This window comes from Chryseobacterium tructae (assembly GCF_030409875.1).
GTDB lineage: Bacteria > Bacteroidota > Bacteroidia > Flavobacteriales > Weeksellaceae > Chryseobacterium > Chryseobacterium tructae.
The window spans coordinates 1,646,492-1,671,368 of record NZ_JAUFQR010000001.1 but is presented as its reverse complement, the minus strand read 5'-3'; the positions used below and the strand labels follow the sequence as shown (position 1 = coordinate 1,671,368).

The 24,877-nt window shown below is 34.4% G+C and carries 21 protein-coding genes and 2 pseudogenes; 4 read left to right on the top strand and 19 right to left on the bottom strand.

Features of this window, described 5'->3' with window-relative positions; translation table 11 throughout:
• The first annotated feature begins 6 nt into the window (after positions 1 to 6).
• Together QWZ06_RS08130 and QWZ06_RS08125 are read left to right on the top strand one after the other, a co-directional pair.
• On the top strand, positions 7 to 1,050 hold the full coding sequence (locus tag QWZ06_RS08130) for a hypothetical protein (protein ID WP_290297084.1): 1,044 nt from the start codon (positions 7 to 9) through the stop codon (positions 1,048 to 1,050).
• 53 nt (positions 1,051 to 1,103) lie between these two features.
• Entirely contained in the window at positions 1,104 to 1,538 is a 435-nt protein-coding gene (locus QWZ06_RS08125) for a hypothetical protein (protein WP_290297083.1), read from the top strand.
• A gap of 152 nt (positions 1,539 to 1,690) precedes the next feature.
• On the opposite strand, the gene QWZ06_RS08120 is transcribed toward QWZ06_RS08125, so the two are convergent.
• From QWZ06_RS08120 to QWZ06_RS08100, 5 genes and pseudogenes are all read right to left on the bottom strand, one after another.
• Positions 1,691 to 1,864: a hypothetical protein gene (locus tag QWZ06_RS08120; protein WP_290297081.1), complete on the bottom strand. Its 174-nt coding sequence runs from the start codon at positions 1,862 to 1,864 to the stop codon at positions 1,691 to 1,693.
• Positions 1,865 to 1,869: 5 nt separating this feature from the next.
• The gene (locus QWZ06_RS08115) at positions 1,870 to 2,490 is read right to left on the bottom strand and encodes a patatin-like phospholipase family protein (protein WP_290297079.1); all 621 of its coding nucleotides are present in this window, start codon (positions 2,488 to 2,490) and stop codon (positions 1,870 to 1,872) included.
• 361 nt (positions 2,491 to 2,851) lie between these two features.
• The gene (locus QWZ06_RS08110; protein ID WP_290297077.1) at positions 2,852 to 3,448 is read right to left on the bottom strand and encodes a hypothetical protein; all 597 of its coding nucleotides are present in this window, start codon (positions 3,446 to 3,448) and stop codon (positions 2,852 to 2,854) included.
• A 60-nt stretch (positions 3,449 to 3,508) separates the two neighbouring features.
• Positions 3,509 to 4,895: pseudogene (gene lpdA, locus QWZ06_RS08105) on the bottom strand (dihydrolipoyl dehydrogenase).
• Between the two features lie 227 nt (positions 4,896 to 5,122).
• Positions 5,123 to 5,386, bottom strand: coding sequence for a hypothetical protein (locus tag QWZ06_RS08100; protein ID WP_290297076.1), 264 nt, complete (start codon positions 5,384 to 5,386; stop codon positions 5,123 to 5,125).
• Between the two features lie 404 nt (positions 5,387 to 5,790).
• On the opposite strand from QWZ06_RS08100, the gene QWZ06_RS08095 reads away from it, so the two are divergent.
• On the top strand, positions 5,791 to 6,681 hold the full coding sequence (locus QWZ06_RS08095) for a hypothetical protein (RefSeq protein WP_290297075.1): 891 nt from the start codon (positions 5,791 to 5,793) through the stop codon (positions 6,679 to 6,681).
• A gap of 186 nt (positions 6,682 to 6,867) precedes the next feature.
• Positions 6,868 to 7,242: a hypothetical protein gene (locus QWZ06_RS08090; RefSeq protein WP_290297074.1), complete on the top strand. Its 375-nt coding sequence runs from the start codon at positions 6,868 to 6,870 to the stop codon at positions 7,240 to 7,242.
• 13 nt (positions 7,243 to 7,255) lie between these two features.
• On the opposite strand, the gene QWZ06_RS08085 is transcribed toward QWZ06_RS08090, so the two are convergent.
• The 14 genes and pseudogenes from QWZ06_RS08085 to QWZ06_RS08020 form a co-directional block, all read right to left on the bottom strand.
• Positions 7,256 to 8,155 carry a TIGR01777 family oxidoreductase gene (locus QWZ06_RS08085; RefSeq protein WP_290297073.1) on the bottom strand — a complete coding sequence of 300 codons (900 nt, stop codon included), beginning with the start codon at positions 8,153 to 8,155 and terminating at the stop codon, positions 7,256 to 7,258.
• Between the two features lie 66 nt (positions 8,156 to 8,221).
• A complete protein-coding gene (locus tag QWZ06_RS08080; RefSeq protein ID WP_290297071.1) occupies positions 8,222 to 8,929 on the bottom strand; it encodes a YqjF family protein in 708 nt (235 codons plus the stop codon).
• Positions 8,930 to 9,073: 144 nt separating this feature from the next.
• A complete protein-coding gene (locus QWZ06_RS08075; protein WP_290297069.1) occupies positions 9,074 to 9,532 on the bottom strand; it encodes an SRPBCC family protein in 459 nt (152 codons plus the stop codon).
• A gap of 22 nt (positions 9,533 to 9,554) precedes the next feature.
• Complete coding sequence (locus tag QWZ06_RS08070) at positions 9,555 to 10,367, bottom strand: DCC1-like thiol-disulfide oxidoreductase family protein (protein WP_290297066.1); 813 nt, start codon at positions 10,365 to 10,367, stop codon at positions 9,555 to 9,557.
• Positions 10,368 to 10,372: 5 nt separating this feature from the next.
• Positions 10,373 to 10,735, bottom strand: coding sequence for a hypothetical protein (locus tag QWZ06_RS08065; protein ID WP_290297065.1), 363 nt, complete (start codon positions 10,733 to 10,735; stop codon positions 10,373 to 10,375).
• A gap of 49 nt (positions 10,736 to 10,784) precedes the next feature.
• Entirely contained in the window at positions 10,785 to 11,198 is a 414-nt protein-coding gene (locus tag QWZ06_RS08060; RefSeq protein WP_290297063.1) for a hypothetical protein, read from the bottom strand.
• A 248-nt stretch (positions 11,199 to 11,446) separates the two neighbouring features.
• Complete coding sequence (locus tag QWZ06_RS08055) at positions 11,447 to 11,950, bottom strand: GbsR/MarR family transcriptional regulator (RefSeq protein ID WP_290297062.1); 504 nt, start codon at positions 11,948 to 11,950, stop codon at positions 11,447 to 11,449.
• Between the two features lie 222 nt (positions 11,951 to 12,172).
• Entirely contained in the window at positions 12,173 to 14,089 is a 1,917-nt protein-coding gene (locus tag QWZ06_RS08050) for a vWA domain-containing protein (RefSeq protein ID WP_290297061.1), read from the bottom strand.
• Between the two features lie 206 nt (positions 14,090 to 14,295).
• Positions 14,296 to 14,763 carry a hypothetical protein gene (locus QWZ06_RS08045; RefSeq protein ID WP_290297060.1) on the bottom strand — a complete coding sequence of 156 codons (468 nt, stop codon included), beginning with the start codon at positions 14,761 to 14,763 and terminating at the stop codon, positions 14,296 to 14,298.
• Entirely contained in the window at positions 14,760 to 15,719 is a 960-nt protein-coding gene (locus QWZ06_RS08040) for a prenyltransferase/squalene oxidase repeat-containing protein (protein ID WP_290297058.1), read from the bottom strand. Before QWZ06_RS08040 ends, QWZ06_RS08045 begins: the two co-directional genes overlap by 4 nt.
• Positions 15,720 to 15,811: 92 nt before the next feature.
• Positions 15,812 to 18,802, bottom strand: coding sequence for a TonB-dependent receptor plug domain-containing protein (locus QWZ06_RS08035; protein ID WP_290297057.1), 2,991 nt, complete (start codon positions 18,800 to 18,802; stop codon positions 15,812 to 15,814).
• Between the two features lie 3 nt (positions 18,803 to 18,805).
• Positions 18,806 to 21,583 (bottom strand): hypothetical protein, encoded by a 2,778-nt coding sequence (locus QWZ06_RS08030; RefSeq protein ID WP_290297055.1) that lies wholly within the window; start codon positions 21,581 to 21,583, stop codon positions 18,806 to 18,808.
• 57 nt (positions 21,584 to 21,640) lie between these two features.
• Positions 21,641 to 23,574 (bottom strand): annotated as a pseudogene (locus QWZ06_RS08025) (vWA domain-containing protein); the annotation flags it as partial.
• Positions 23,575 to 24,168: 594 nt separating this feature from the next.
• Positions 24,169 to 24,687 carry an RNA polymerase sigma factor gene (locus QWZ06_RS08020; RefSeq protein WP_290297053.1) on the bottom strand — a complete coding sequence of 173 codons (519 nt, stop codon included), beginning with the start codon at positions 24,685 to 24,687 and terminating at the stop codon, positions 24,169 to 24,171.
• Between the last annotated feature and the right edge of the window lie 190 nt (positions 24,688 to 24,877).

Here is a 24,877-nt window from a genome sequence, read left to right as displayed (position 1 = left end):
CTCATAATGGAAATTTCTGTTACTCACGGAAAAGGAATCATTAAACTTTTATTTGATGGTTTTGCCAGTTGCCTGGTTATACGCCGCCCAATTGCTGTTAACTGGCCGGACTGCAGAGGCAGTGTTGGCGAATACTATGCAGTCTCAGAACTCTCAAAAGAGGAACAGATTAACATGGCTGATCAGCTTAATCATGCTCTTATTGAGGGAACAGAAGAAGAAATAATGCATGGTATACAGGATTTTCTTCAGCTTTTTGAAAACGGAAGTTATCAAGTATTTCCAGGCACAATGCATTTTAAAGATTCTGATTTCCATATACATAGACCATCTCCAACAAGTAAAGAACCATTACTTTTTGACAGGCTTTTTTCTGGCGGTTTTTTTCCTTTCAAAGATTTCAATTACATCCTTACTCTGGAAATCAACAGTATGGATGAAGAAAGAGTAATTTATTACATAGACCGTATCAGGAAGGGAGACCAACCTAAAGCATTAGTATTTTCCAGCCTTTATCATGCAGATCCTGAAATGAGTACTTCTTTCATTATAGACGGTCATCATAAAATTGAAGCTTATAACCGCCTGAAAATGGATATTCCTGCCATATTTATCTATAAACAGAACAGCAGCTATGAATCTGCACAGGAAGTAATACATGCCTCCCGCCCTATACTTAGTGATAAAGAGTTCGAACATTTATTTCAGAATGACGATGAAAATATTCCTGAAATTGTATATATAGACGATGAAATACTTACGGCAGAACTCGACAGGATTCTCAAATCAACAGATAGAATTGATACAGGAATTATCAATATTCTCATCAGGCATCACCAATCCGGTTCTCCTCAAGATAAAATATGGCTGAATAAGCGTCTTGAAGTATTAAGGACTAATTGTAATGTAGGCCTTTTTAGTTATAAAAAAAACATCATGACCTTTTCCAGGAATTATGCGGAACAATACAAAGACTATGCATGGTTTTCAAAAATCATTAAGCATCGTTATGAACTGAACAACTGGATTCGGGAAACTATTCTAATATAAACAATGGCTTCATATTTGATGGAGCTTGAGAGCTAACCAATAACCATTATAATATGATTAAGTACTTCTTATTGGGAGTTTTCTCCCTGGCTCAAATCTCTTTTGTTTATGCTAAAGAAACTCCGGATTTACCCCAAAACAATATAGTTTCTTCCACTTTCCAAAAGGTTCCTAAAACCGTGATCATTAAAACTAAAAAATTTAAGATCAGAATTGATAAACAACCTAATGGAAAATATCTGTATCAATCATGGAACGCCAATGCCAACATCACAGCTAAACCTAGTATGATTATCAGCGATGGGGAACTTATTCCTGATGGTACGGGTGGTAATTATTATTTCAATTTTAATAATGACGGCCATAGCTATCAGGTTTGGAGAAACTATCTGACCGATTCTGCAAAGAAAGCTCCTTATACTCTAGTAGTATATGATTCCAATGATCAGGAAATTGTACGTCAGGACGCACAAGTCGTTAAAAAGTAATATAAGCATAAGCTAAGTTCCGGCAGGAAACCGGAAGAGAGCAGTTGGAAATGTTTACAATATTCATTTCCATGCAACTTATTATCTCAATTCTATTTAGACAGAAATTAGCTTTTAGGTAATCCAACTCCCCTCTTCCGGTATTCTGCTTTTTATGTTCCGGCTTGTTTTAGTTCTGTAAGAAAACGACTGCCATCATAGCTTTCTTTGGCTGCTGTATAGCCTATCTCAAAAATCTGCTCCAAACGTTCTTTTCCACGTTCAAAAGTACCATAAGTAGATAGTTTTTGAGAGGAAATAAACCAATCACAGTAATCGAATTTCACCTTTTCTATTCTATAAGAGAGAAGATCATATGAACGGGAACAATGGCTTTAATGGAATTTAAATCCTTGATCTTAGCATCATTGGGTGGAGAAACAAATACTCCGATAAGTTTATCACAATCGTCTCTGATGATATCTGCCGGGAAGTTGTTCAGTACTCCACCATCACAATACATTTCATCCCCGATGATATAGGGTGTAGTAATTCCGGGAATAGAACAGGAAGCAATGATAGCATCTACAATTTCAAAATCTTTATCAAAAATTTTTTGAGTACCTCCTACCAATTCTGTCGCTACAATTTTCACGTCAATATCAAGGTCTTCCAGTTTCATATCATGAAAAATAGGCTTAAGATAGTTCCTGAAAATAATAGAGGAAACCAACCCTGGCTGATTGAATGCAAAATGTTTCCAGTTAAAAAAATAGACGGAATTGAAAAATTCCAAAATTTCTTCAGGAGTCTTTCCTACTGCGTGAAGGCATCCCACAATAGACCCTGCGCTACAGCAGGAAAGAATGTCTATTTCTATATTTTTTTCCTTTAAGAATTTCAATACCCCTGCATGAGCGATTCCTTTGGTACCGCCCCCTGACAAAACAAGTCCTACTTTCTCAAAATTCATTGAATAAATGTAAGGAAAGTGCTTGATATAATTAGTTTAATTTTTATAAATATGATTATTTTAACAGAAAGGAGGATCACTGGTTGAATATTTTTAAGTTCAACAGAGCATTTAATGCTGAATTTAAAGTTAGCAAAATATCATTTCCAAAAGATCACTATACACTAAATGAAGAAATTCAGTAGTTTTTTTATTACTTGGATTCATTGAAAATAAAATAATATTTTCTCCTGCTTTTTGTGATTAGAAAAGCTCAGAAAAATCTGAGCTTTTGTTGTTAGGAAATAAAAACCTAACAGGTTTCGGAAACCTGTTAGGTTTAATAATCTCAGATCTCTCTGAACTTTTATACTGTACTGATCTAACCAAATTTTGCATCCCATAATTGTAAAAGTTGAATACATTCTTTCTCTGATTTGGCCTGTTTGAGTTTTTCTGTAAAATCTGAGTCATTTTTGAATAGCTTTTTTAAACTCTGTCTAAAGTCATCAAAAGGATCTTCTTTATATTCATAAAGGATATTTTTATCTTTATCTACCAGGTATTTGATAAATTGAACTTTAGGTGTGAGAATTGAATTATTAAAAGCTTTATACCAATTTATATTTTTCCCTTCATAAAGGACTTCAACCAATCCTTTCTCCTTATGAAATTTATCTGTTGAAGCAAAATATTCATGTTTATTCTGATTTTCATCTAAAATTTTAATATACCTTACTTCATTAATGAAAACCCAATTGGTAGCTCCTTTTTCATCCATCATTTTCATTTTAAATAAAATGGTAGCAAATGAGTATTTTGTATTGGTATAAAGACCGGTATTTCTCACTTTCGCTTTTAAGGTATCTCCAGAGGTCTTCAAAACATATTCTGCAGGAAAATATCTTTTATTTTCTTTTTCTTGAGAAAAAAGGAGCGTAAAACAAAAGATCCCTAATAAAAAAAATATTTTTTTCATGGATAGTTATTAAAAAAGCTCAGAAAAATCTGAGCTTTAAATATAATAAAAAATAATTGATTAGATGTGAATCACTTCTCCGTAAGCTGCCGCTGCGGCTTCCATGATCGCTTCAGAAACAGTTGGGTGCGGGTGGATAGATTTGATAATCTCGTGACCTGTAGTTTCCAGTTTCTGGCTACTACTGCTTCAGCAACCATATCCGTTACTCCTTCACCAATCATGTGGCATCCTAACCACTCACCATATTTAGCATCAAAGATTACTTTGATAAATCCGTCTGTATTTCCGTTAGCAGTAGCTTTACCACTTGCAGAAAGAGGGAATTTACCCACTTTGATTTCGTATCCTTTTTCTTTAGCCTGCTTTTCAGTAAGACCTACAGAAGCTACTTCAGGGTGACAGTAAGTACATCCAGGGATATTGCCATAGTCGATCTTCTCAACGTGCATTCCTTTGATTTCTCTACACAAGTGATTCCCTCAGCAGATGCTACGTGAGCCAATGCCTGAGTTGGGATGATATCTCCGATTGCATAGTAACCAGGTACTGAAGTTTCATACCATTCGTTTACTAATACTCTTCCTTTATCTGTCTGGATACCTACTTCTTCTAGACCGATGTTTTCGATGTTTGCAGCAATACCTACCGCAGATAATAAGATATCAGCTTCTAAAGTGATGGTTCCGTTAGCTGTTTTAACGGTAGCTTTTACTCCTTCTCCTGTTGTATCAACGCTTTCCACAGAAGCATTTGTCATAATTTCAATTCCTGTCTTCTTCAAAGATTTCTCTAAGTGCTTAGAGATTTCCTCATCTTCTACAGGAACGATGTTTGGCATAAATTCTACAACAGTTACCTTTGTTCCCATTGTATTATAGAAATCGGCAAATTCTACCCCGATAGCTCCAGAACCTACAACAATCATAGATTTTGGCTGCTCAGGAAGAGATAATGCCTGTCTGTAACCGATTACTTTTTTACCATCCTGTGGTAAGTTTGGTAACTCTCTTGAACGAGCTCCTGTTGCGATGATAATGTTGTTTGCTGAATATTCAGTTACTTTACCGTCTTTATCTGTAACAGAAACTTTTTTACCTTTCTGTACTTTTGCAGTACCAAGAATTACGTCAATCTTGTTCTTTTTCATCAAGAATTCGATTCCTTTGCTCATTTTGCTGGCAACACCACGGCTTCTCTGAATTACATTCGGGAATTCGAAGCTTGCTTCCACTTTATTTAATCCATAATCTTCAGCATGGTTGATATAATGAAAAACCTGAGCCGATTTCAATAAAGCTTTGGTTGGAATACATCCCCAGTTAAGGCAAATTCCTCCTAAGTTTTCTTTCTCGATAATTGCGGTTTTGAAACCCAATTGTGCTGCTCTGATCGCAGTAACATATCCACCAGGACCACTTCCAATGACAATAATATCGTAATTCATTACTTTAAAAATTTTTATGCGAATTTAAGGAAAAATATTGGATGTTTCACGTTTCCACCAATTGATCTTAAAATCCATCAATAAGCTATTTTCATTCAATTTTATACAATAAAAGAGAACACAAAAAGCATTCTCTTTCAACAAAAATTATCTCAAACCACAAACTTCGCAAAATTCCCTTCATGAAATTTTGCTTTTCAAATTTTAATAAGTGCAAGAAATCTGTATTATTTCATTTCTTTAAGCAATCGTTTTTCAGTCTGATATCTCTTATTTAAAGCTTTCATCTGATCTCTTTTCATCTGTTTAGTTGCAAGCGGATGATTCAGAATCAGTTTCTTTTCTGTATTGTATTTTCTATCCAATTCCTGCTTCTTAAGATTGACCAGTTCATTTTTTGATGGATGCGGCGGAACCGGCGGATGTTTTTGTCCAAAAACACTCATCGATAAACCAAATAATAACAGGGTTGAAATCATTAACTTTTTCATAATGTTTATATTTTTGGAATGAATTCAATCATTGATTACATTCATTCAGGTTTATATTTTTCTATGTGCATATATCATACCAACATATTTTGCAAAACACAGTATCCTATCAATTCCCATTACTACCAAGCCTCAAATTATAATTAATCTAAATATAACAATATTATTTTGTCATTAATAAAAAATCAAACAATACTCTACAATTATAATCAACTATGCCTTCACTTTATAAAAAACCACAAACACTATATTATCTGACACTTACAATACCAAACAAAAGAGTTTTCGTAAAATCAAAATATCACACAAAAGGGATTTATATTAAATAATATTAAAATTTGTCAATTAAAATGATTTCAAATAGTATTTTTCTATATTTTTGCTAAAACATTAAAAAAATAAATATGAAAAAATACATTTCAATTTTTCTATTTGGAGCTACGATCTTAAATGCACAAGTTGGTATTAACACCTCAACTCCCAATAGTACCTTAGCTATCAATGGTTCTTTAAGAGCTGGTTACAAAGAAGTAGCAACAACCACCTATAGTATTTTGGCTAACGACCATTACATTACTTATAATGGAACGGGTAATGCAACGTTTACTCTTCCGGTGATTGGAACCGGAACGACAAGCTACACTGGAAGGATCTATAAAATCAAGAATATTTCTTCTTCTTCCATTACACTCCAAGCTTCAAGCGGCAACACCCTTCGAATAGATAATACGCCTGTTGCTTCTTTTGTTATTCCTATAGGAGCGTATGCTGAAGTGGTGAACAACGGAAATACTACAGGCGGAACATGGGATTTATCTTTCACTGTTCTTCCTAAGCCTAGTAATGTGGAGATTTATGGATCCCAGCTTACAATACCTCCTCACAGTGGATCAAGTGCACCAATTGCAGACTGGACGAACCATACCAATGCATCTTTTGATACAGGAACAGGTGCTGATGCTTGGTGGATCATCAGCAAAACATCTTTCAGTAGTGCATTTGGTAGAACTAATGATACTACAGGTTATACCAACAGTAGTAGGATGACTCTTGTTTATGAATATCAAGGGGCTCCATTCAATGTAAGTAATATGTATCCTATTCTTACAGCAGGAAATAATTCAAGTTATCCTGATGTATTTACATCTTCCTTTGTAAGTCTTGCGAATGTGGGTGGTAAAACCAGACTTACTGTATCGGTTGCGCGTGTAGATTTTATGGGAATCAATGCTGGTAATAGCAGTAACTGGGCAGGGACATTCCTTTTGAACGTATTGCTTGCTAGAAAATATTAAAAATATAGTAAAGACAATCTTGTAAAATCTTCAGATTATCTACCAAAATACAAACTCCTTCAATGATCATATTGAGGGAGTTTGTATTTTGAATTACTTTTCCTTTTGAACAGACTTTTTTATGCCATTGGTTATAAAGTATTTTTTATACCTTTATTTATCATTTAATCACTGTTCAAAATGTCTATGAAAAAAAATACATTGACCAAGGATAACCTCTGGATGAAAGAACCTGAGGATCATGATTTTCCTGCAGCGTTAGACTATCTGGAGCTTCTCTTTACTCCTGATGAAGCACAAAAGATTGTTGAAAAGTTAAAAGGAGCAAAAACAATTACCAAAAAATCTAAGGATATTCTTCGTGCCAGCAAGCTTGCTCTACTTCCGGAAACCAATATTCACGTTAAGGAAAACCTGAAAAAGGTAGAAAAGAATAAAAAACTCTCTCCTATTCTGCTGGTAAGAGGACAACATGAGCTTATCATTGCTGATGGTTACCATCGTTTATGTTGCAGCTATTATCTTACCGAGGATTTGGAAGTACCTTGTAGGCTGGTGTAAACATCAAATTGATTTATCCTTTTAACAGTTTAAAAATAGCCTCATCAAAGGTTGGATAAGAAAAATTAAATCCTTCTTTCATTAGTTTTTCCGGATATACGTTACGGCTTTTCAATAATAGTTCAGTTTCTGTTTTCATAAAGATAGAAGCAATCTCTAGTTGCCAGACAGGTGCATTTAATCCCAATGGAGACTTGAATTGTTTTCTAAATTTGCTCATCATAGCATCATTGGATATTGGAGCCGGAGCAGTTATATTGATGACACCTTCTATGCTATCATTCTGAATGATCCATTCTATGGCTCTGCAAAAATCATCGATATGAATCCAGCTTACCATTTGATTTCCTCTTCCTTGTTTTCCGCCCAATCCTAGTTTTGTAATCATTTTCAATTTGGGAAATGCTCCGCCATTGTTTCCTAATACAATAGAAGTACGAAGTGCCACTTTTCTTATTCCTTCTTCTTTTGTTTTAAAAAACTCTTTTTCCCAGCTTTTGCAAATATTCATTGAAAAATCATCGCCAATAATTCCGTTTTCTTCTGTATTCAAATGCTTTTCAGAATGCACATATATAGTAGCAGAACTTGCATTCAACCATATTTTCGGCCGAATAGCACAACCATCAACAGCTTTCTGCAAGACTTTTGTACTGTCAATTCTTGATGCGTAAATTTCTGTTTTGTTCTTTTCATTGTAACGACAATCAACTGATTTTCCTGTAAGATTAATCAGAACATCTGCCTGTTCAAGAATATTTTTCCACTCACCAATGGTTTTAGCGTCCCAAAAGATTTCATTGTTACGTTGAGGGCTACGAGTCAGAATATAAACCTGATCTCCTTTTTCTGTAAAATATTTTTCTAAGTTTTGGCCGAGAAATCCGGTTCCGGCAGCGATAATTATTTTCATTTTTGTGGGTTTTATGGGTAATAGATTGGGGATTTGGGGTTCGGAATGCAGATTATGGTGTATGTATTATTTAAATGATATTTTTTTAGTTTTCACTTCTATTTCCGAGCCTTCAGCCAGCATTACGGATATAGGTTCCTGATGATTAAGAAATCCAAAATCTTTTCCATAGACCTTTTGAAAATCGATTTCCAATTGATAGTCTTTTATCTGATACCATTCCCATTTGGGGTGGCATACTTCATATTCTGAGGTTTTATTTTCTGTTTTGGTAAAGCCATAATAATGTTCTGTAATGAATTCAAATTCAGAATCTGCTTTCATAGGTTGTGCCTTACTTTCTGCTGTAATTTGAATGGAATGCCAGCTTTTGTCTTTCCATGAATATTGGATTAACAACTCGTCTTCTTTATGACGAATTAGGTTTTTCATCGGTAAAGTATGGTAATTTTCTTTATACACAGAATTTGCCACAAAGCTTAAAGCAGGCTTGGGAACAATTTCCTTAATAAAAACCACTCCTCGCTTCCCTACTCCATTTTCATTCTTCTTTACATAAAATCTAAGATTCACTTCTTCAAAATCACGATGGAAAGGAATAGGCAACCCTAATAATTTTGTATTTAAAAACATAAAGCCAACTAAACTTACGTAGCATTTGTCTTTATAAAAATCGAGCTCTGTCCCTTCCGGTAGATATTTTAATACTATTTCCGGATTGATTTCGTAATTGATAATGGCTAATTTTCGCCATTCTGCCTTTAAAAAATTCATGCTGTGTTTTTTTATGGGTTAAAATTGATGAATATTGGGTATAAATTGTTGGGGTCGTGGGGTATTGATAGAATTTTATTCCATCCTGGGTTAAATCGCCACATCGTAGCTAGTCGGTTGTTGTCATTGGGATCTTGATTGTGATTATACGTTTGTTGATTCTGCGACGGTTTTTATTAATTGATTTCTTTCCAAAAGGAATTTTGTGAGATAACTCTTGAGGTATAGTGTATTGAATATTTTCCCTATTATTCCTAATGGAGATTCAAAATCAAAAACATCTATCATGAGTGTTTTACCTCCTACTCTTTTAAAAATATGTTGATGATGCAATGATTTGAAGGCTCCTTTCTGCATTTTGTCTGTAAATTGATCAGGCTTTTTCATGCTGATAATTTTTGTGGTAAGGGTTTGATATACTCCCAGATGTTTTGCTCTCCAGGTTACGGTTTCATGTTCCTCAATCAATCCGGATGTACGCCCTGCAATTGCTTTTTCGTGAGTTCGTGAGGTTGACTGCTGATGTAAATCTATATTTCTTGCTAAATCAAAGACGATTTGAATATCAGCATTGATCAGGGTTTTTAAATAAATTCTGGACATATAAAGGTTGGATTTTTAATTTTTAAAAGGTTTTATAAATGATGATCGCCAGAGCTGTTAATCTGAACAGCATCCATGAAATAGTAGGAAGATAATTCAGACTTAAGATTTTGCATCTTCTCAAATGTTCAAGAAACATAATAAGTACTACGAATCCGAAATAGATGAGATAGAAAGCCGGAGCTAAATTGATCCATAAAACAGGAATTAAAAACAATGTTCCTATTAGTGAAACGGTCATCATATTTCCCAGGTAATCCCAAGTTTTATCTTTTAAATAGTTTTTTAAAAATAGCGTTTGCCAAAGAATCTGCCCTAAGCAAACCGTTAATTCTCTAAAAAAATTGGGTGTTAAGCTCACTCCCAGCTTTCCTGAATAAATACTTAAAACATACGCTGAAAATACTGCTACGAAAACGATATAAGCTATTCTGTATTTAAGATTAAAGTTCGGTAGACAAGAAGCATCATGGTTTATTGTCCGGGATGGAATAATCTGCTTGCGGTTATAGGAAATAAAGGAATATAGCTTTTTGAAGAACCAATATAAAGGTTGTATTCTGGCTATTCGTTCTAATAAAGGAAATGAATTTCCGATAATTAACAGCAGGCTATCTAAGCCATATGTTACTTGATTATTTTCGTGATCTACCAGTGCTATTTCATTTTTTGCCCGGTTGTAATCTATTAGATTTTTATTTCTGACTGATATTTCCGTAAAGGCTTCTCTTCCGTTTTCATCCAGCATTCCAAATGTTGTAAACCCTTTGGAATAAACAGCACACATGGGACATTCATTGTCATAGATCAGGGTGTGGTTTTTAAGTGTTTTCATGACATTTATTTTAAAGATTTATAAAGATGACGGCATTCATCAACATAAAATATGGCAAGGAGCGGACTGTAAAAAAAAGCCATCATCACAATCACTGATGGTATTTCTGTAACAGCATTCCCCATTTTGAAAATAACAACCAGTATTATTGAAATCCAGACGGGTATAATAAGAATACCATAAGCATAATAAAAAGGCGTTTTTTTAATACTAAGGAATAATCGAATCAAATAACTTATCAGTTGTGGAATTCCTACGATAAAATAGAATAAGATTAATCCCGAAAAGCCTCCTATAATAAAAGCCTGAGGCCCCAGAATTAAAAAGAATAGCTGAGCGTAATAATCATATTTTATAAACTTTTCCATCTTGTTTTATTGTAAAGAGTAAGAAAATCGCCTCTGGTTCGTTTATTCTTTAATCTAAAAGGCCAGAATCTGGTTTTTGAGCATTTTGATTGGCTGCCATTTTAATTTTTGTATACAGGCTATATGTTTCATGAATATACAAAAGAGCCATAATTGGGCTATAAATAAGAGCAAGGATTAAAATAAATCCGAAGAAATTTGTCACATTATTATTACCTTGAAATACAATAATAAATAGCATTGAAAGCCAAACAGGTAATATTGTAATTCCATAAATAATATACAGTATTGATTTTTTTGTCTTCATAAATAACCTTACCAGGAAACTTATCAATTGAGGGATCCCAATAATGAAATAAAAAGCCATAAATCCCCAGGCTCGAAATCCCCAAATTGTAGCAATAACAGCTATTACGCTAAAGGACAACTGAGCATAATAATCATATTTTACAAATTTTTTCATCGTTTTTAATTTTAAAGGTTAAGAAAATCACCTCTGGTTCGTTTGCGTTTTGATCGGAAGGTAATGTACATCCAGATCTTAAAGATTAGTGTTTTCATTGGTAATCTGGTTTGCTTTATTCAATGCATGTTTGCGGCCTTTCAGGAATAACAAATATGAATCAATATTGAACATTTTAAAAATATTATATTTTCAATAATTTTTGAAAGTTTCAATGAAATAAAAAAGGATCTTCATCCCTTTTCATTCTACTTCAACAGGTTGGTAATCTTTCCTACCAGCCAGTGATCATCACTCTTTATCGCCAGATCCATAATATTGTTGATCTTTCCGGTTACAGAACTGAAATCATCCATTAGCTTGATAAATTCTTTAGCTTCTTCTGAATCATTATCCTCTATGTTTCTTAATTCTTCCAGAAAAGAAATGACCGGCTCAATTTCTCTTTTTCTACGCTCTTTGGTAATTTGTTTGAAAAGGTACCAAACATCTTTTTCTGCAACAAAGTATTCTTTACGATCTCCTTTTATAAATTCTTTTCTTACAATTCCCCAATCAATTAAAGCACGGAGATTCATATTGGCATTTCCTCTTGAAATTTCAAGTTGTTCCATCACCTCATCGGTAGATAATGGTTTACCACTCACTAAAAGCAATGCATGTACTTGTGCCATCGTACGGTTTATTCCCCAATTGGTAGCAAAGGTTCCCCAGGTCTGAATGTATTTTTCTTTAGCTTCTGAAAGTTGCATTTTGTTTGTACTTTAAATTTCTGATACAAATGTAATTATATTTTTTTAATTTTCAATAATTTTTGAAAATAAAATAACAAATTATCTTACCATCAAACAAGTAACTGTTTTACAATATTTTATTAATTTAAAAAGCATCCTAATACAAGAAATAAAAAGCCGCTTCAAATATATGAAACGGCTTTAAGAGGTTAATGGATACAAATATCCAGCACAAAGATCCTATGGATTGATTGCTTTATAACTTTCAACAAGTCTTATAAATTCTGCTCTATATCCTTCTGTATCTGTACTTTTTCCATCATTTGCCAAATTCTCGATTTTTTTCAAATCTTTATTTCTTATAAATTTAGAGTCTCTTAAAATAAGTCCAAACCATGCTACAGAAGAAGCAAATTTGAAATCCGGGCTCACTTTTGATTCTGGTAAGGGTTCTTTTTTAATCACTTCCGTTATTTCTTTACTAATCTCTTCATTTGGCTTCTTATAACGGAATTTAATTGTTGCCAGCTCCTTCCCAAAGTTTTTTGTACTGGAAGAGGATGAATATTTCAGCTTTGTATCTTTAGGAAGAAACTCAGATTGTACATCTGCCGGAATTATCTCGTATAAAGCAGTAACTGTATGTCCGCTTCCCAGTTCTCCAGCATCTATTTTATCATCGATAAAGTCCTCATTTCTCAGCTTTCTGTTTTCATATCCGATTAAGCGATAAGATTGCACGAATTCCGGATTAAATTCAATCTGAATCTTTACATCTTTGGCTATAGTGTATATGCTTCCTGCAAATTCACGTCCTAGAAATTTATTGGCTTCCTGCAAATTATCGATATAAGCATAGTTTCCATTGCCTTTATCTGCCAGGGTTTCCATTTTATTGTCTTTATAATTTCCCATTCCATATCCCAGACAGGTAAGGAAAATTCCACTTTTTCTTTTTTGTTCAATTAATGTCTCAAGACCTCCTGTAGAAGATACTCCTACGTTAAAATCTCCATCTGTCGCCAGCACTACTCTATTATTTCCTCCTTTTATAAAGTTTTCCTGTGCTACTTTATAGGCTAACTCAATTCCTTCTCCACCGGCCGTACTTCCCCCTGCCTGCAGATCATCTAAAGCTTTAATAATTTTGGCTTTTTCACCTGCAGAAGTTGATGGCAGGACAATACCTGCATTCCCTGCATATACAACGATTCCTACTTTATCCTGAGAACGTAGCTGACTTAATAAAATTTTAAGAGAAGATATTAATAATGGTAATTTATTTTCGGCATTCATAGATCCTGAAACATCGATCAGGAAAACAATATTGGAAGCTGGCGCCTTATCCATCGGAATATTTTTCCCCTGCAATCCGATCTTAAGTAATTTGTGTTTTGGATTCCATGGAGCATCTCCATATTCTGTATTAATAGAGAAGGGTTGATTTTTTTCAGGCTGTGGATAATTGTATTTAAAATAATTGAGCATTTCTTCTACTCTTACGGCATCTTTATCTACTTTACGTCCATAATTAATCATTCTTCTGATATTAGAATAGGATGCATTATCTACATCGATAGAAAAAGTGGATAAGGGTTGTTTTTTGGTTAACTCAAACGGATTTTCAACCAATGCAGTATACTCTTCACTATTATAATCAATAGCTTTTTGAATCTTTTTAGTGCCCTTTTTGCTTTCTTTATTTACCCCAACCCGGGTATTATAGATCTTTCCGGGAGTAATGTATGGCCTCTCATAAGATGAGACTTCCATTGCAACATACGATTTGGGTTTGGGACATCCATTATACTCTGGCAATCCCGGAACTGTAGGGCAAGCATCATCTTTGTCCAGTACTCCATCACCATCGGTATCAGGCCATGGACAGCCTTTATTTTCAGGGGGTCCCGCTACTGTAGGACAGGCATCGTCTTTATCAATCACACCATCTCCGTCTGTTTCAGGCCATGGACAGCCATTATTCTCTATGGGGCCAGCCACTTCCGGACATTGATCTTCTTTATTTGGAATACCATCCTGATCTTTATCTTTTCTGATACTGTATGTTTTGTTTTCTTTTGATGACTCTGAAGTTTGTTGAGTTTTACAGCTTACCAATAAGACAAGCCCTAACATCGTGATAATAGTTTTTTTCATGCGTTATAAATTTCGGAGGGAAATTATTAAAATTTATTCAAATGGAATTGAAAGATTAAAAGGTCGGAAGTTGGAGGCTGGAAGAAGGAAGTTAATTATAGGTTGACCACCACTGGATCTCATAAAAATTACTTTACAAAATGATAACAGTTATTTTTATGACCTTCATAACTTCCAGCCTCTTGCTTTCATCTTTCTTCTCCTTTCTATGGTTGAATTTCAGTTTTTACACCTTGGTTCCAGTATTTAGCTTCGGGCATATAATAAAGATAAGCATTACTTGATTTTCCAGTATAAGATCCTGCAAACTCTACTTTCAGATCAAGATTGATGGTTTTTGTTTCTTCAGCATCAAAATGTTCCCAATACAGCACCAGATAATTATCAAAAATCTCATAAAAAGAAATCTGTTTTTTATCTATTAAATCTTTCAATAAAGCATTTTGCAGCGTCAATCCTGCAGGAATCCCAATTTTTGCAATAGTCATCGGTAATTGATTATTTATTTTATTTTTAATGGTGACTGTCATTCGGTTGGCTTCTCCTACTTTAGAATTTTCAGACTTTAATGTTGTATTCATTATTAAAGGGATATCAGAACTTGCAGGAGCTTGCAAAGTATAATATTGGTATTCTAATTTATAAAGAAGTCCTGTTTCTGAAGGATAACTCATATTGATCTTGTTATTTCCTGTTTGTAAGCTGATGAAATGCTTATACCGGATGATACTGAAGCATTATTTATTGTAATGGCTGGTCTATCCGTTTTATACAATTTTTCATTTTTTATAAAGAACTGAGATAATGCCTGCAAAGACAGACCCGTTGCCTGGGTAGAGCCAAAGCCATAGTACCCATTACTACTCAGAAGTTGATCTGCTACTTTTGCGATAGTCTGCTGATTGAGTCTTTCATCTTTCTGAAGTGCCATCATATATAGCGAAAGTATTTCTGCAGTTGCAGAATTTCCTCCGGATCCGGTAAAGGTAGTTTCAGTCTTAAATTTCTGATCATCAAACTGCTTATTTAGAGCAAACATTACATTATCATATTCTGCCTGTTTTCCTAGATTAGCCGAAGCATTAGCTAATAAAGCCAGCTGATAAGAATCTTTTTTCAACAAGGCTCTTTTTAGCATTATTTGGTAAGAATCTTCAATTTCATTTGTAAAACCTAGCTGCGACAATGCATAAAGAACATACATATTTCTTGCCCAGTAATATTCGGAATAAACTCCTGTTTTAGATTCGTAATCCTTTCGCACTTCGAAAAGCCCGTTTCCACTTTTCTTTGACAAAATAAAAGAAGACAAGCCCTGGATCAACTTTGGATCTACCACTATATGTTTCTTTAAATCTGTAAATTCCAGTAAGGCAAATGCAGAAAGAGAGACATCTGATTCAGTGCTGTTAAAGTATCCTACTCCACCATCTTCATTTTTATAACTCATCATCTTCTGAAAGCCTTTTTTAAGGTTTCTAACCACAAGGCTTTCTGTAGAATTATCAATCTTTTTGTTCAGCTTCAGATAATCCAGAATAAAAATATTAGGATAAACTGTGGCGGATAATTGTTCAAAACATCCGTGAGGTTCCTTTTTCAACTTTTCAAGATCTTCAAACATTTTCATTGCCGCATTTTCAAAGACATAGTATGATGAATACAAGCTTCCATTGATATACTCCGGAATAGTAACCTGAATTTCTCTTGTCTTATTATCTATTACTGAAACTGATGTGGAAATCCCTTCTCTTCAACCTTAAACGGAAGGATCATCGTTTCCCTGAAATCTCCGGATCTTATAATGAACTGAATATTTGAATCTACCACTTCATCGGTTTGAATTCTAACAAATAGTCTTCCTGCCTCAAGAGGCTTTAAAGTAATCAGGCTGTCTGATGATTTCAGTTTTACATGATTGGGAACAATAACATCCATCGTCATTTTTCTGATCTCCTTTGAATTGTTTTTAATCACCACAGGAATAAGCATCTCATCTGTTCTTGTCAGATACTGTGGAATCTTAGCATCAATGGAGATCAGGCTTTGCGCTGCATACGTGGTTTCATCTCTTCCTATAAGTCCGGATGCGGAGATTCCTTCTGTCATCACTCTGAATGTGGAATTGGCATCAGAATTATAAAATTCAACTTTTGCCTTTCCGTTTTTATCGGTTTCTACTACAGGATTCCAATACAGAGCATCTCTATAGTCAAACCTATAGGAAGTATTGGTTGTTTTATATACTGGATAAGCAAATTTCTTACTTTCCAAATAATGGGTAAGAGCATCCTTAGGAATTGTCATAACAGCAAAATAAGATGAAGGAGTAATATCAAGTTTATTCTGTGATGTGTTATTAAAAAAAGAATTAATAATAACGACTCCATTGGCGGCTCTGCTTCCGTAAATAGCCGTTGCTGCAGCATCCTTCAGTACGGTAATGCTATTAATATCGTTGGGATTAATCGTAGCATTAAAGTTTTCTACGGGAACTCCGTCTACCACAAATAATGGGCTTTTATTAGGTATTGATGCAGCGCCTCTGATCACCACATTTCCTTTCTGCCTTTCTCCTGCAGGAGTAATAACCAGCCCAGCGACTTTTCCCTGTAATACTGATTCAAAATTGGAATCTTTAATTTCAGAATTTCCCGTAATACTTACTGAGGAAGTAAGGTTCTTCTTCTGTGCAGATCCATATCCTACAAAAACAACTTCTTCAATATGTTGACCAGAAGAGGAGATTGTATCTTTATTTCTTATAGAAGGGGTGGCAGACAGTTTTACCATCTCTTTTGTTTTCTCTTTAATTTCAGCCTCTTTTATAATCTCTTCTGCATCTATATTGGCTAACTTTTGCTTGACAAGTGGATTAATCTCAAGTGTATATGACAAAATTCTGATGTTCACTTTATACCAAGGTTTCAATGATTTAGCGATAAGCTTATAAGAGTCACTGTATTTCATTCCTGAAAAATAAAATTGACCGTTTTCCGTAGTCGTTTGCTCAAGAATATGACCATTATTAGTTTCTACAAGAAAAACATTTGCTTTTACGGGCTTTTTATTCTCGTCTTCTACGACTCCATATACAGTTCCTTTCTTTTCAGGCAAATATTTGTACTTACCTGTTTTAATAATCTCCGGAATAGGCTCAAAATACCTGTATCCGTTAGTTAACATGACCAGATCCAGACTTTTATCTGCTTTTTCTTCTTTTTTATCGAAATAAAACTGAGGTTTTTCAATCTTTCCTTTTAATTCAGAATCCATCAGGAGCCATGAAATGATATGATTTTGTTTATCGTCTGCATACGTCCAAAGCTTATCATCTACCACACTAATGGCCATATTTGCAGGGATAGGTTTATTGTTTTTGTCTGTGGTTTCAATATCAAGAATCACCTTTTCTCTTGGTTGGTAATACTCTTTTACTGGCTTTACCTTTATATTCATCTGCTGATCTTTATTGGTAAAAACAATACGTTCTGCGAAAGGAGTATTATTTTCAAACACCGTAAATCGGCAAACTCCCACAGGGAAATCTTTCTCCGCTAATTCAAATAAGTTGCCCCCTTTTTTCAAAGATATTTCTTTGCTATACATTTCTTTTTCACGGAAAAATCCTTTTAAAACAATATTCTTGTCCTGTGTAGAAACTGTTTTAAATAAAAGCGTTCCGTTTTCTTTTTTGATATTCAGAATCAAACCTTCGGTTTTAGCTACAGGAATTTGATAGATCTGGCTTATATTTTCAGGCTTTATTACTTTTGCGTAATACGTTTCTCCTGTTTTGGGTGTCAATAGAAAGCTGCCCATTCCGAAATTATATGTGGAAATCTGAGATATTTTTTCATGATTCTGATTATAAATTCCTAAAACGGCATCCACAGGTTTTTCAAATTCATCCAGTATTTTAAAAGCTATATTTTGCTCTATTCCATTAATAAGAGTTCCTCCTTCCGGCAAGAATTTCACATCCAGATTGTTCAGTACAATAGGAATATTTTTTGCGATAGATTCTGTAAATCCATCAAAATTAACTTTGATATTCAAAAGAGCATCAGAGGATTTCAATACCTTAGGAAGTTTGAATTGCAATCGTTTTTTTCCTTCTTTATCTGTAATGAGCTTGCCTTCTGTAACCACGTCTCCATTATGGGTCACCACATAATCGGCTTCATAAAAAGGGATTGGCAGATTACTAAGACTTCTCATTGAAAAGTCTGCGATTACCTCATCACCAGGGCCATATCCTTTCTTGGGAAAATCAAGCTTCATCAAAACCCTGGGAGATACTACTTTCTGCAAAGTAATTTCTTTTTCAAAAGCATTTTTTCCTTCTTCATTTTGCATCCAATTGGTATAGGCTCTAATTTTATAAATACCTCCTTTCATATCATGATCAAAGGAGAAATACCCTTCAGCATATCCATTATTTATCTCATATTTTGATTTTCTCAAAACACTTCCTGCGGGATCAATCATTTCAAAATTAACCGCTTTACTATCTTCTGCCGGAAGATTATTTTTTCCTTGTACTACGTATATTTTAAAGTACATTTCTTCTCCAGGTTTATAAAAAACATGGTTGGTCTGGATGTAGGTTTTTTCTTTTTCAAAATCCTGAAATAAATGCTGAGCCTTCAGGCATATGGTTGAAAGTAATAGACTCAGTACTATGATATATGATGTAAATTTGAAATTCATGGGTTAAAATTTGAATGAAACAATGCAGCCAAATGCTTTAAAAGACGGGAGATTAAAGAAGTCCAGTCCTTTTCCATTGTCTGTATCATAAAAACTCTGATTGGGATCTACTCCTTTATTCGCCTGCCAAAGCATGATATTGTCTACATACAAAGTAATGCTTATAGATCGCTGGCTATTATTCAAAGGAAAATTCGTGGATAGAGAAATATTATTAATCCTTATATGATCTGCCTTTTGAACATAGTTTTCTGCCACGCCGAGATATCCATATCTTGACCATCTGTTTTCATGAACGTTTTGATTGGGATTATAAAAATCGACTGGAGTCTGATTGCTATTACCATTAGCCAATACTCCTTGAAAAACATAATTTTTAATATTTCGTTCTTCTCCTGAGTCATAGGAACGTCCGTAATAATCTAAAACAGCCTGAGTTCCATTCCAGATCTGGCCGCCTTTTTTCCATTCCCAATTGATATCCAGAGTCCATCTTTTATAGGTTAAGTTATGATTGAATTTCATGACAAAATCCGGAGTTGGATCAGCAATAATCTTCATACCATTAGCTTTTTTAGGAAAACCTGAATCATCAATAATCAACTGTCCATCGGCATTCCTTTCAAAATAGCTTCCCATTACTGCTCCTAGAACCTGCCCTTCCGTCAAAGTTTTATAAACATCCTGAAATCCAGCAACAGCACTGTTGTTATACCCTGGTACCACACGATCTACAATATCTTTATATTTGAAAAATGAAATTTTATTGGTAGTAAAAAAATTATAGGCCAGATAGAGCCTTTCATATGCAAAGTTAAATTCATACCCACTATACGTATGATCGGCACTATTTCTTAACCTCAACTGATTGTTTTCAAATACAGGAAAAATATCGTTCTCACTTTTCCTGTTAAAATATTCACCTTCAAGACTAATGTTATATCCATAATTTATCTTCCCGCCTATTTTCCATTCTTTTGTATTGATATTGGACAGGCCTTTAAAGCTTTCAACCTCCCGCACGGGAAAATATCTGTAATAGTTTTCAGCCTTCAATAAAGTGGTAGCATAAGAGGCATATGATCTTGTTATCTCAGGTTCTGAACTCAACTGGCTATACCCTCCTGTGACTTTAAAATCAAACTTATTCCAGTCAAAAATATCCTTAAAAAGAAGGTAACCCGTGGCTTTGGGAAGCCAATAAGCATTTTTATCCGATGTATTGGAGATATAAAAGGTGTTTCCAAGATTAACATCCGCCTCAAAATCATTAGATTTTATACCCATATTATAATTAAAAACATAATCCTGAGAGGTTCTTTGATAGATTTGTCTTTGATTAATCAAACTATTGTAAACATCAGTTTTTATATCATTTAGAATAAAATTAAGGCTGAAAATATTTTTAAAATTATAGTTACCCAGTTCATACTTTCCCTGTATATTGGAATGGTACAGCCTATTATTTTGTTCTCTTTCATTGATGATCCCGTTGCTGAATCCATAAGCAGACGGCTGATATTGATCCTGGTTCCAAAGAAAATTACTTTCGTAGGACTGAATAATGTTTAATTTAAAATTACCAAAAGTTTTATCAACATTGAGACCGAATTGTCTTTGACGGTTTTGATAACGATACTTTTTATCCTGTACAAAAAGAAATGCAGGATTATCAGCATACTGGCTGTAGCTTCGTTGACCTCCATTATCCAAAAAGGTCTGTTGAGCATTCGAAAATGAAATGGGAGTCAATAGGGAATTTTGATAGGCTCTATTGAAAAGTCCAACTCTGTTGGTATTGGTAGCTTTATTATCTTCATAATTGAATGAAAACTTCAGCATATAACCGCCCAGATCCATTTTCAGTTTTGTTTTAATGGAGTTGTTTAGATTAAACTGATCAATAAAATAAAGTTGATTTTTTTGTTGCTTCAAATCCAGCGATAAACGAAACCTTTCTTTGTATTCTTGCTTTATAACCGTATTAATACTAAGCTGATTGTTATATCCAACCATCGTTTTAAACAGGTTATTACGATAAGCTTTTGCCTGTTTAAGACCATCCGTTAACGGAACCAATCTGCCGTTGTGATCATACTGATAGGAAAGTCCGTCAAAAGCTAATGTAGAAATATCTGGCCCAAAGCTAAACATCTCATTGGTAGCAGGCCCGTTCCACCTAAGATTTCCACCATCAGATCTTCCTTGTACATATTTACTTTGCGTTATGGGAAGAGCATTATGATCTCTCACCTCAACAGAAGAGGTAAAGCCTCCATTCAATAAGAATGTCCATGTTTTTTGCTCCTTCAGAATATAAGTACTGTCTGTTTTCTGTTTCAGTTTTCTTACACGGCTAAAATATTTATCAGAATCATTGTTTAGAATGGTTGGTGCGTTATCAATACTAAATTTTTCTCCATTCTTTCTTGACATCAGACTATCATAAGCCTTACTGTAAATCTTCTGCACAGATTTTTTCTCTACCTGATTTTCTAAAATATTTTTAAGTTCCTTTAACTGATAAGATACAACAACCCTGGTGTTCTTTCCTTGATTCCATACTAAAGTATCATAGGGCTTGGCTGCAATGACTGCAGTCCCTTCGGCATCTGTTAACTCATAGACGCCACTGTTTTTATTATAGACTTTTAAGAAATTCTGTGGTTTATTTTTGAGATTCAGGAACTTTCCCGAATAATATAGGTTTGAATCCTGTGCCTTCAATACCGTAACAGTAAGCGGCAACAGCAGCAGTAAATAATTTTTTCTCATCTTCATGGTAATAGATACTAAAATAAAGAAAAAGAAATTTCCGGGGAAATTTCTTTTTACAAATTATTTTTGAATGGTTTTATAACTTTCTATCAATCTTATAAACTCTGAACGATAGCCTTCTTCATCTTTACTTTTACCCTGTTTGGCCAGTTTTTCAATATCAGAAAGGTCTTTTTGGGTAATCAGCGCGGACTTTCTTACTACTAAACCAAACCATGCTACTGACGAGGCAAATTTAAAATCCGAACTGGCAGAAGATATGCTGTTGTCAGCATTTTTAACAATCTGACTGATTTCACTGCTGGTATCTCCGTCAGGCTTTTTATATCTGAATTTGATGGTCGCCAGTTCATCTCCAAATTCTTTCGAAGAGGTATTCTGAGTATATTTCAAATCGCTTTCTTTGGGAATAAAGTCTGATTTTATATCTGTAGGAATCACCTCGTATAAAGCTGTAACAGTATGCCCGCTTCCCAGTTCCCAGCATCTATTTTATCATTCACAAAGTCCTCATTCTTAAGTTTCCTATTCTCATAACCGATCAGACGGTATGATTTTACATATTCGGGATTAAATTCAATCTGGATTTTCACATCTTTGGCTATGGCATACATGCTTCCTGCAAATTCTTTCCCTAGAAATTTATTGGCTTCCTGCATATTATCAATATAGGCATAATTTCCATTTCCTTTATCTGCAAGAGTTTCCAGGGTATTGTCTTTATAATTACCCATTCCGAAACCTAAACAGGTCAGGAAAACTCCGGATTTCCTTTTGTCTTCAATCAATGTTTTAAGATCCGAAGTTGAAGATATTCCTACATTGAAGTCCCCGTCTGTTGCAATAATAACACGGTTGTTGCCGCCTTTCATAAAGTTTTCCTGTGCCAGTTTATAAGCCAGTTCAATTCCTTGCCCTCCTGCTGTACTTCCTCCTGCCTGAAGATGATCCAGCGCCTCAATAATTTTATCTTTTTCTCCTGCCGATGTAGGAGGTAAGACCATTCCTGCACTACCTGCATATACTACAATTCCGACTTTATCTTTAGGTCTCAGCTGATTTAGCAGAACTTTAAAAGAAGATTTCAATAATGGCAATTTATTTTCAGCATCCATTGAACCTGAAACATCAATAAGAAAAACGAGGTTTGATGCAGGCAACTTATCCATCGGTATATTTTTTCCCTGAAGTCCTATTCTAAGCAATTTGTGCTTCGGATTCCATGGAGAGTTGTTATATTCGGTATTTATTGAAAAAGGTTCTCCGTTTTTAGGCTGGGGATAATCATATTTAAAATAGTTAACCATTTCTTCGATTCTTACTGCATTTTTATCGACTGTCTGCCCATTATTGATCATCCTTCTTATGTTGGAATAAGAGGCATTATCAACATCTATGGAAAAGGTGGATAAAGGCTGGCTGCGGGTCAGCTCAAAAGGATTTTCAACAAAGGCATCATAGCTTTCATCAGGATGAGTAACCGGTGAAATCTGTTTTTGTTTGTTGATTTCTTTCTGAAGTCTCTTTAATTTTCTTTTTTCCTTTCCTGAAAGGTTTTTAGTGGTCACCACAATCACTCCATTGGCGGCTCTGCTTCCATACATTGTTGTAGCGGAACTTTCTTTTAAAACATTTATGCTTTCAATTTTATTCGGATCTACATTTCTGAATACTTCCTCTCCTACCACTACTCCATTAATAACATATAATGCTTTATTCTCTGCTTTTACAGACGCTACTCCTCTGATCATGATCTTATTCTCATTAAGATATCCCAGACTATTGTCATTTATTATACTATTCCCCTGATTACTTACCGATCCACTTCCGGAAGCCGTGATTTGAATCCCTTGAACAGTCCCCTGCAATGAAGAATAAACAGTGGATTGTGGCAGGTTATTCAAAGGTGTACTTGTAATTGAATTCGAAGCAGATATTGATTTTTGATTTTTTTTAATACCTAATGCTGTAACAACAACTTGATCAATTCCCTTAGTGGACTCACTGTGATCTTTCTTTTTAATAAAATATTCATCGGTTTTAAACTCTGCTTTTCTATTACTAAATATATCGTCGTTTATCTCTTTCTCTGATTGATATTCACCAATTACTCTTTGAGACACCTGATTAGAAGGTACCAGAACTGGTAAAGTTGAAGGCGGAGTAGAAAGTCCCACAGAAGACTTGGCAGGTTCAGGTGTTGCATTGGCTGCCAGTTTTTCTATCGGTTTAACAGTATTTTTTTCTTTTTTGATATTATTCTTTATCGTACTGTCTATTTTCGCAATATCCGTTTTGTTCACCGGAACCCTTAGAGTTGTATTCTCTGTAATTAAAGGTTTCAAAGGTTCTGATGTACCTTTTTTATCCATGAAATATAAAGCTCCCATACCAATCACCAGACTTGCAGCAATACCATAAGGTAACCAAACAGGAATGATTCTCTTTTTTTCTTTTTTCTGATCTAGCTTCTCTTCCACCTTTGTCCAAACTTTTTCAAAACCAGGAAAAACCGTTGGTTCTTCTGAAAGCTTGGAAGCTTCATTGAATTGTTGATCTATATGATTATTTTCCATTGTAGTAAAAGTTTAAATGTTTTGATTCACCAAAAGTTCCTGAAGTTTTTTCCGTGCAAAATTGAGTTGAGATTTCGAGGTTCCCTCGCTAATAGAAAGCATAGAAGCTATTTCCTTATGCGGATATCCTTCAATCGCAAAAAGATTAAAAATAGCTCTGCAGCCTTCAGGAAGAAAGTTTAACAAACTCAGAATATCTTTTTCAAAAGAAATATGTTCTGATGATTCTTCGGAGTATTCTACCCTATTTTCTTCCAGAGAAATAAACAAAGCTTTATCATTTCTTAATTTCTGAAGACATTCATTCACTGCAATTTTTTTCGCCCAGGCTTCAAAAGTTTCGGGATTCTGAAGTTGGCTAATTTTCGTGAAAATTTTATAGAATGTATCGGCCAATACTTCTTCTATATCTTCATCGTTTTTCAAATAGCGCTTGCAGACTGAGTACAGTCTACCCGCCATTTTCTCGTAGACTTTCCGCTGTGCATTACGGTCGCTACGCTGGCATTCCAATAATAATTCTCGTTCCATAGTCAGGAGTTATATTAGTATAGATGCAGGAACTTTGGTTGGGGTTGGAAACATGATCAACTTTTTTGAGGTAAAGATGAATTTGGTAAACAACGATTTATCTCTACCATATTTTTTTAATTTCAAATTTAACTTTTCCCCTTGTAACAAATCTCTATTATTAACGACTATTAATACAAATAATCTTTTT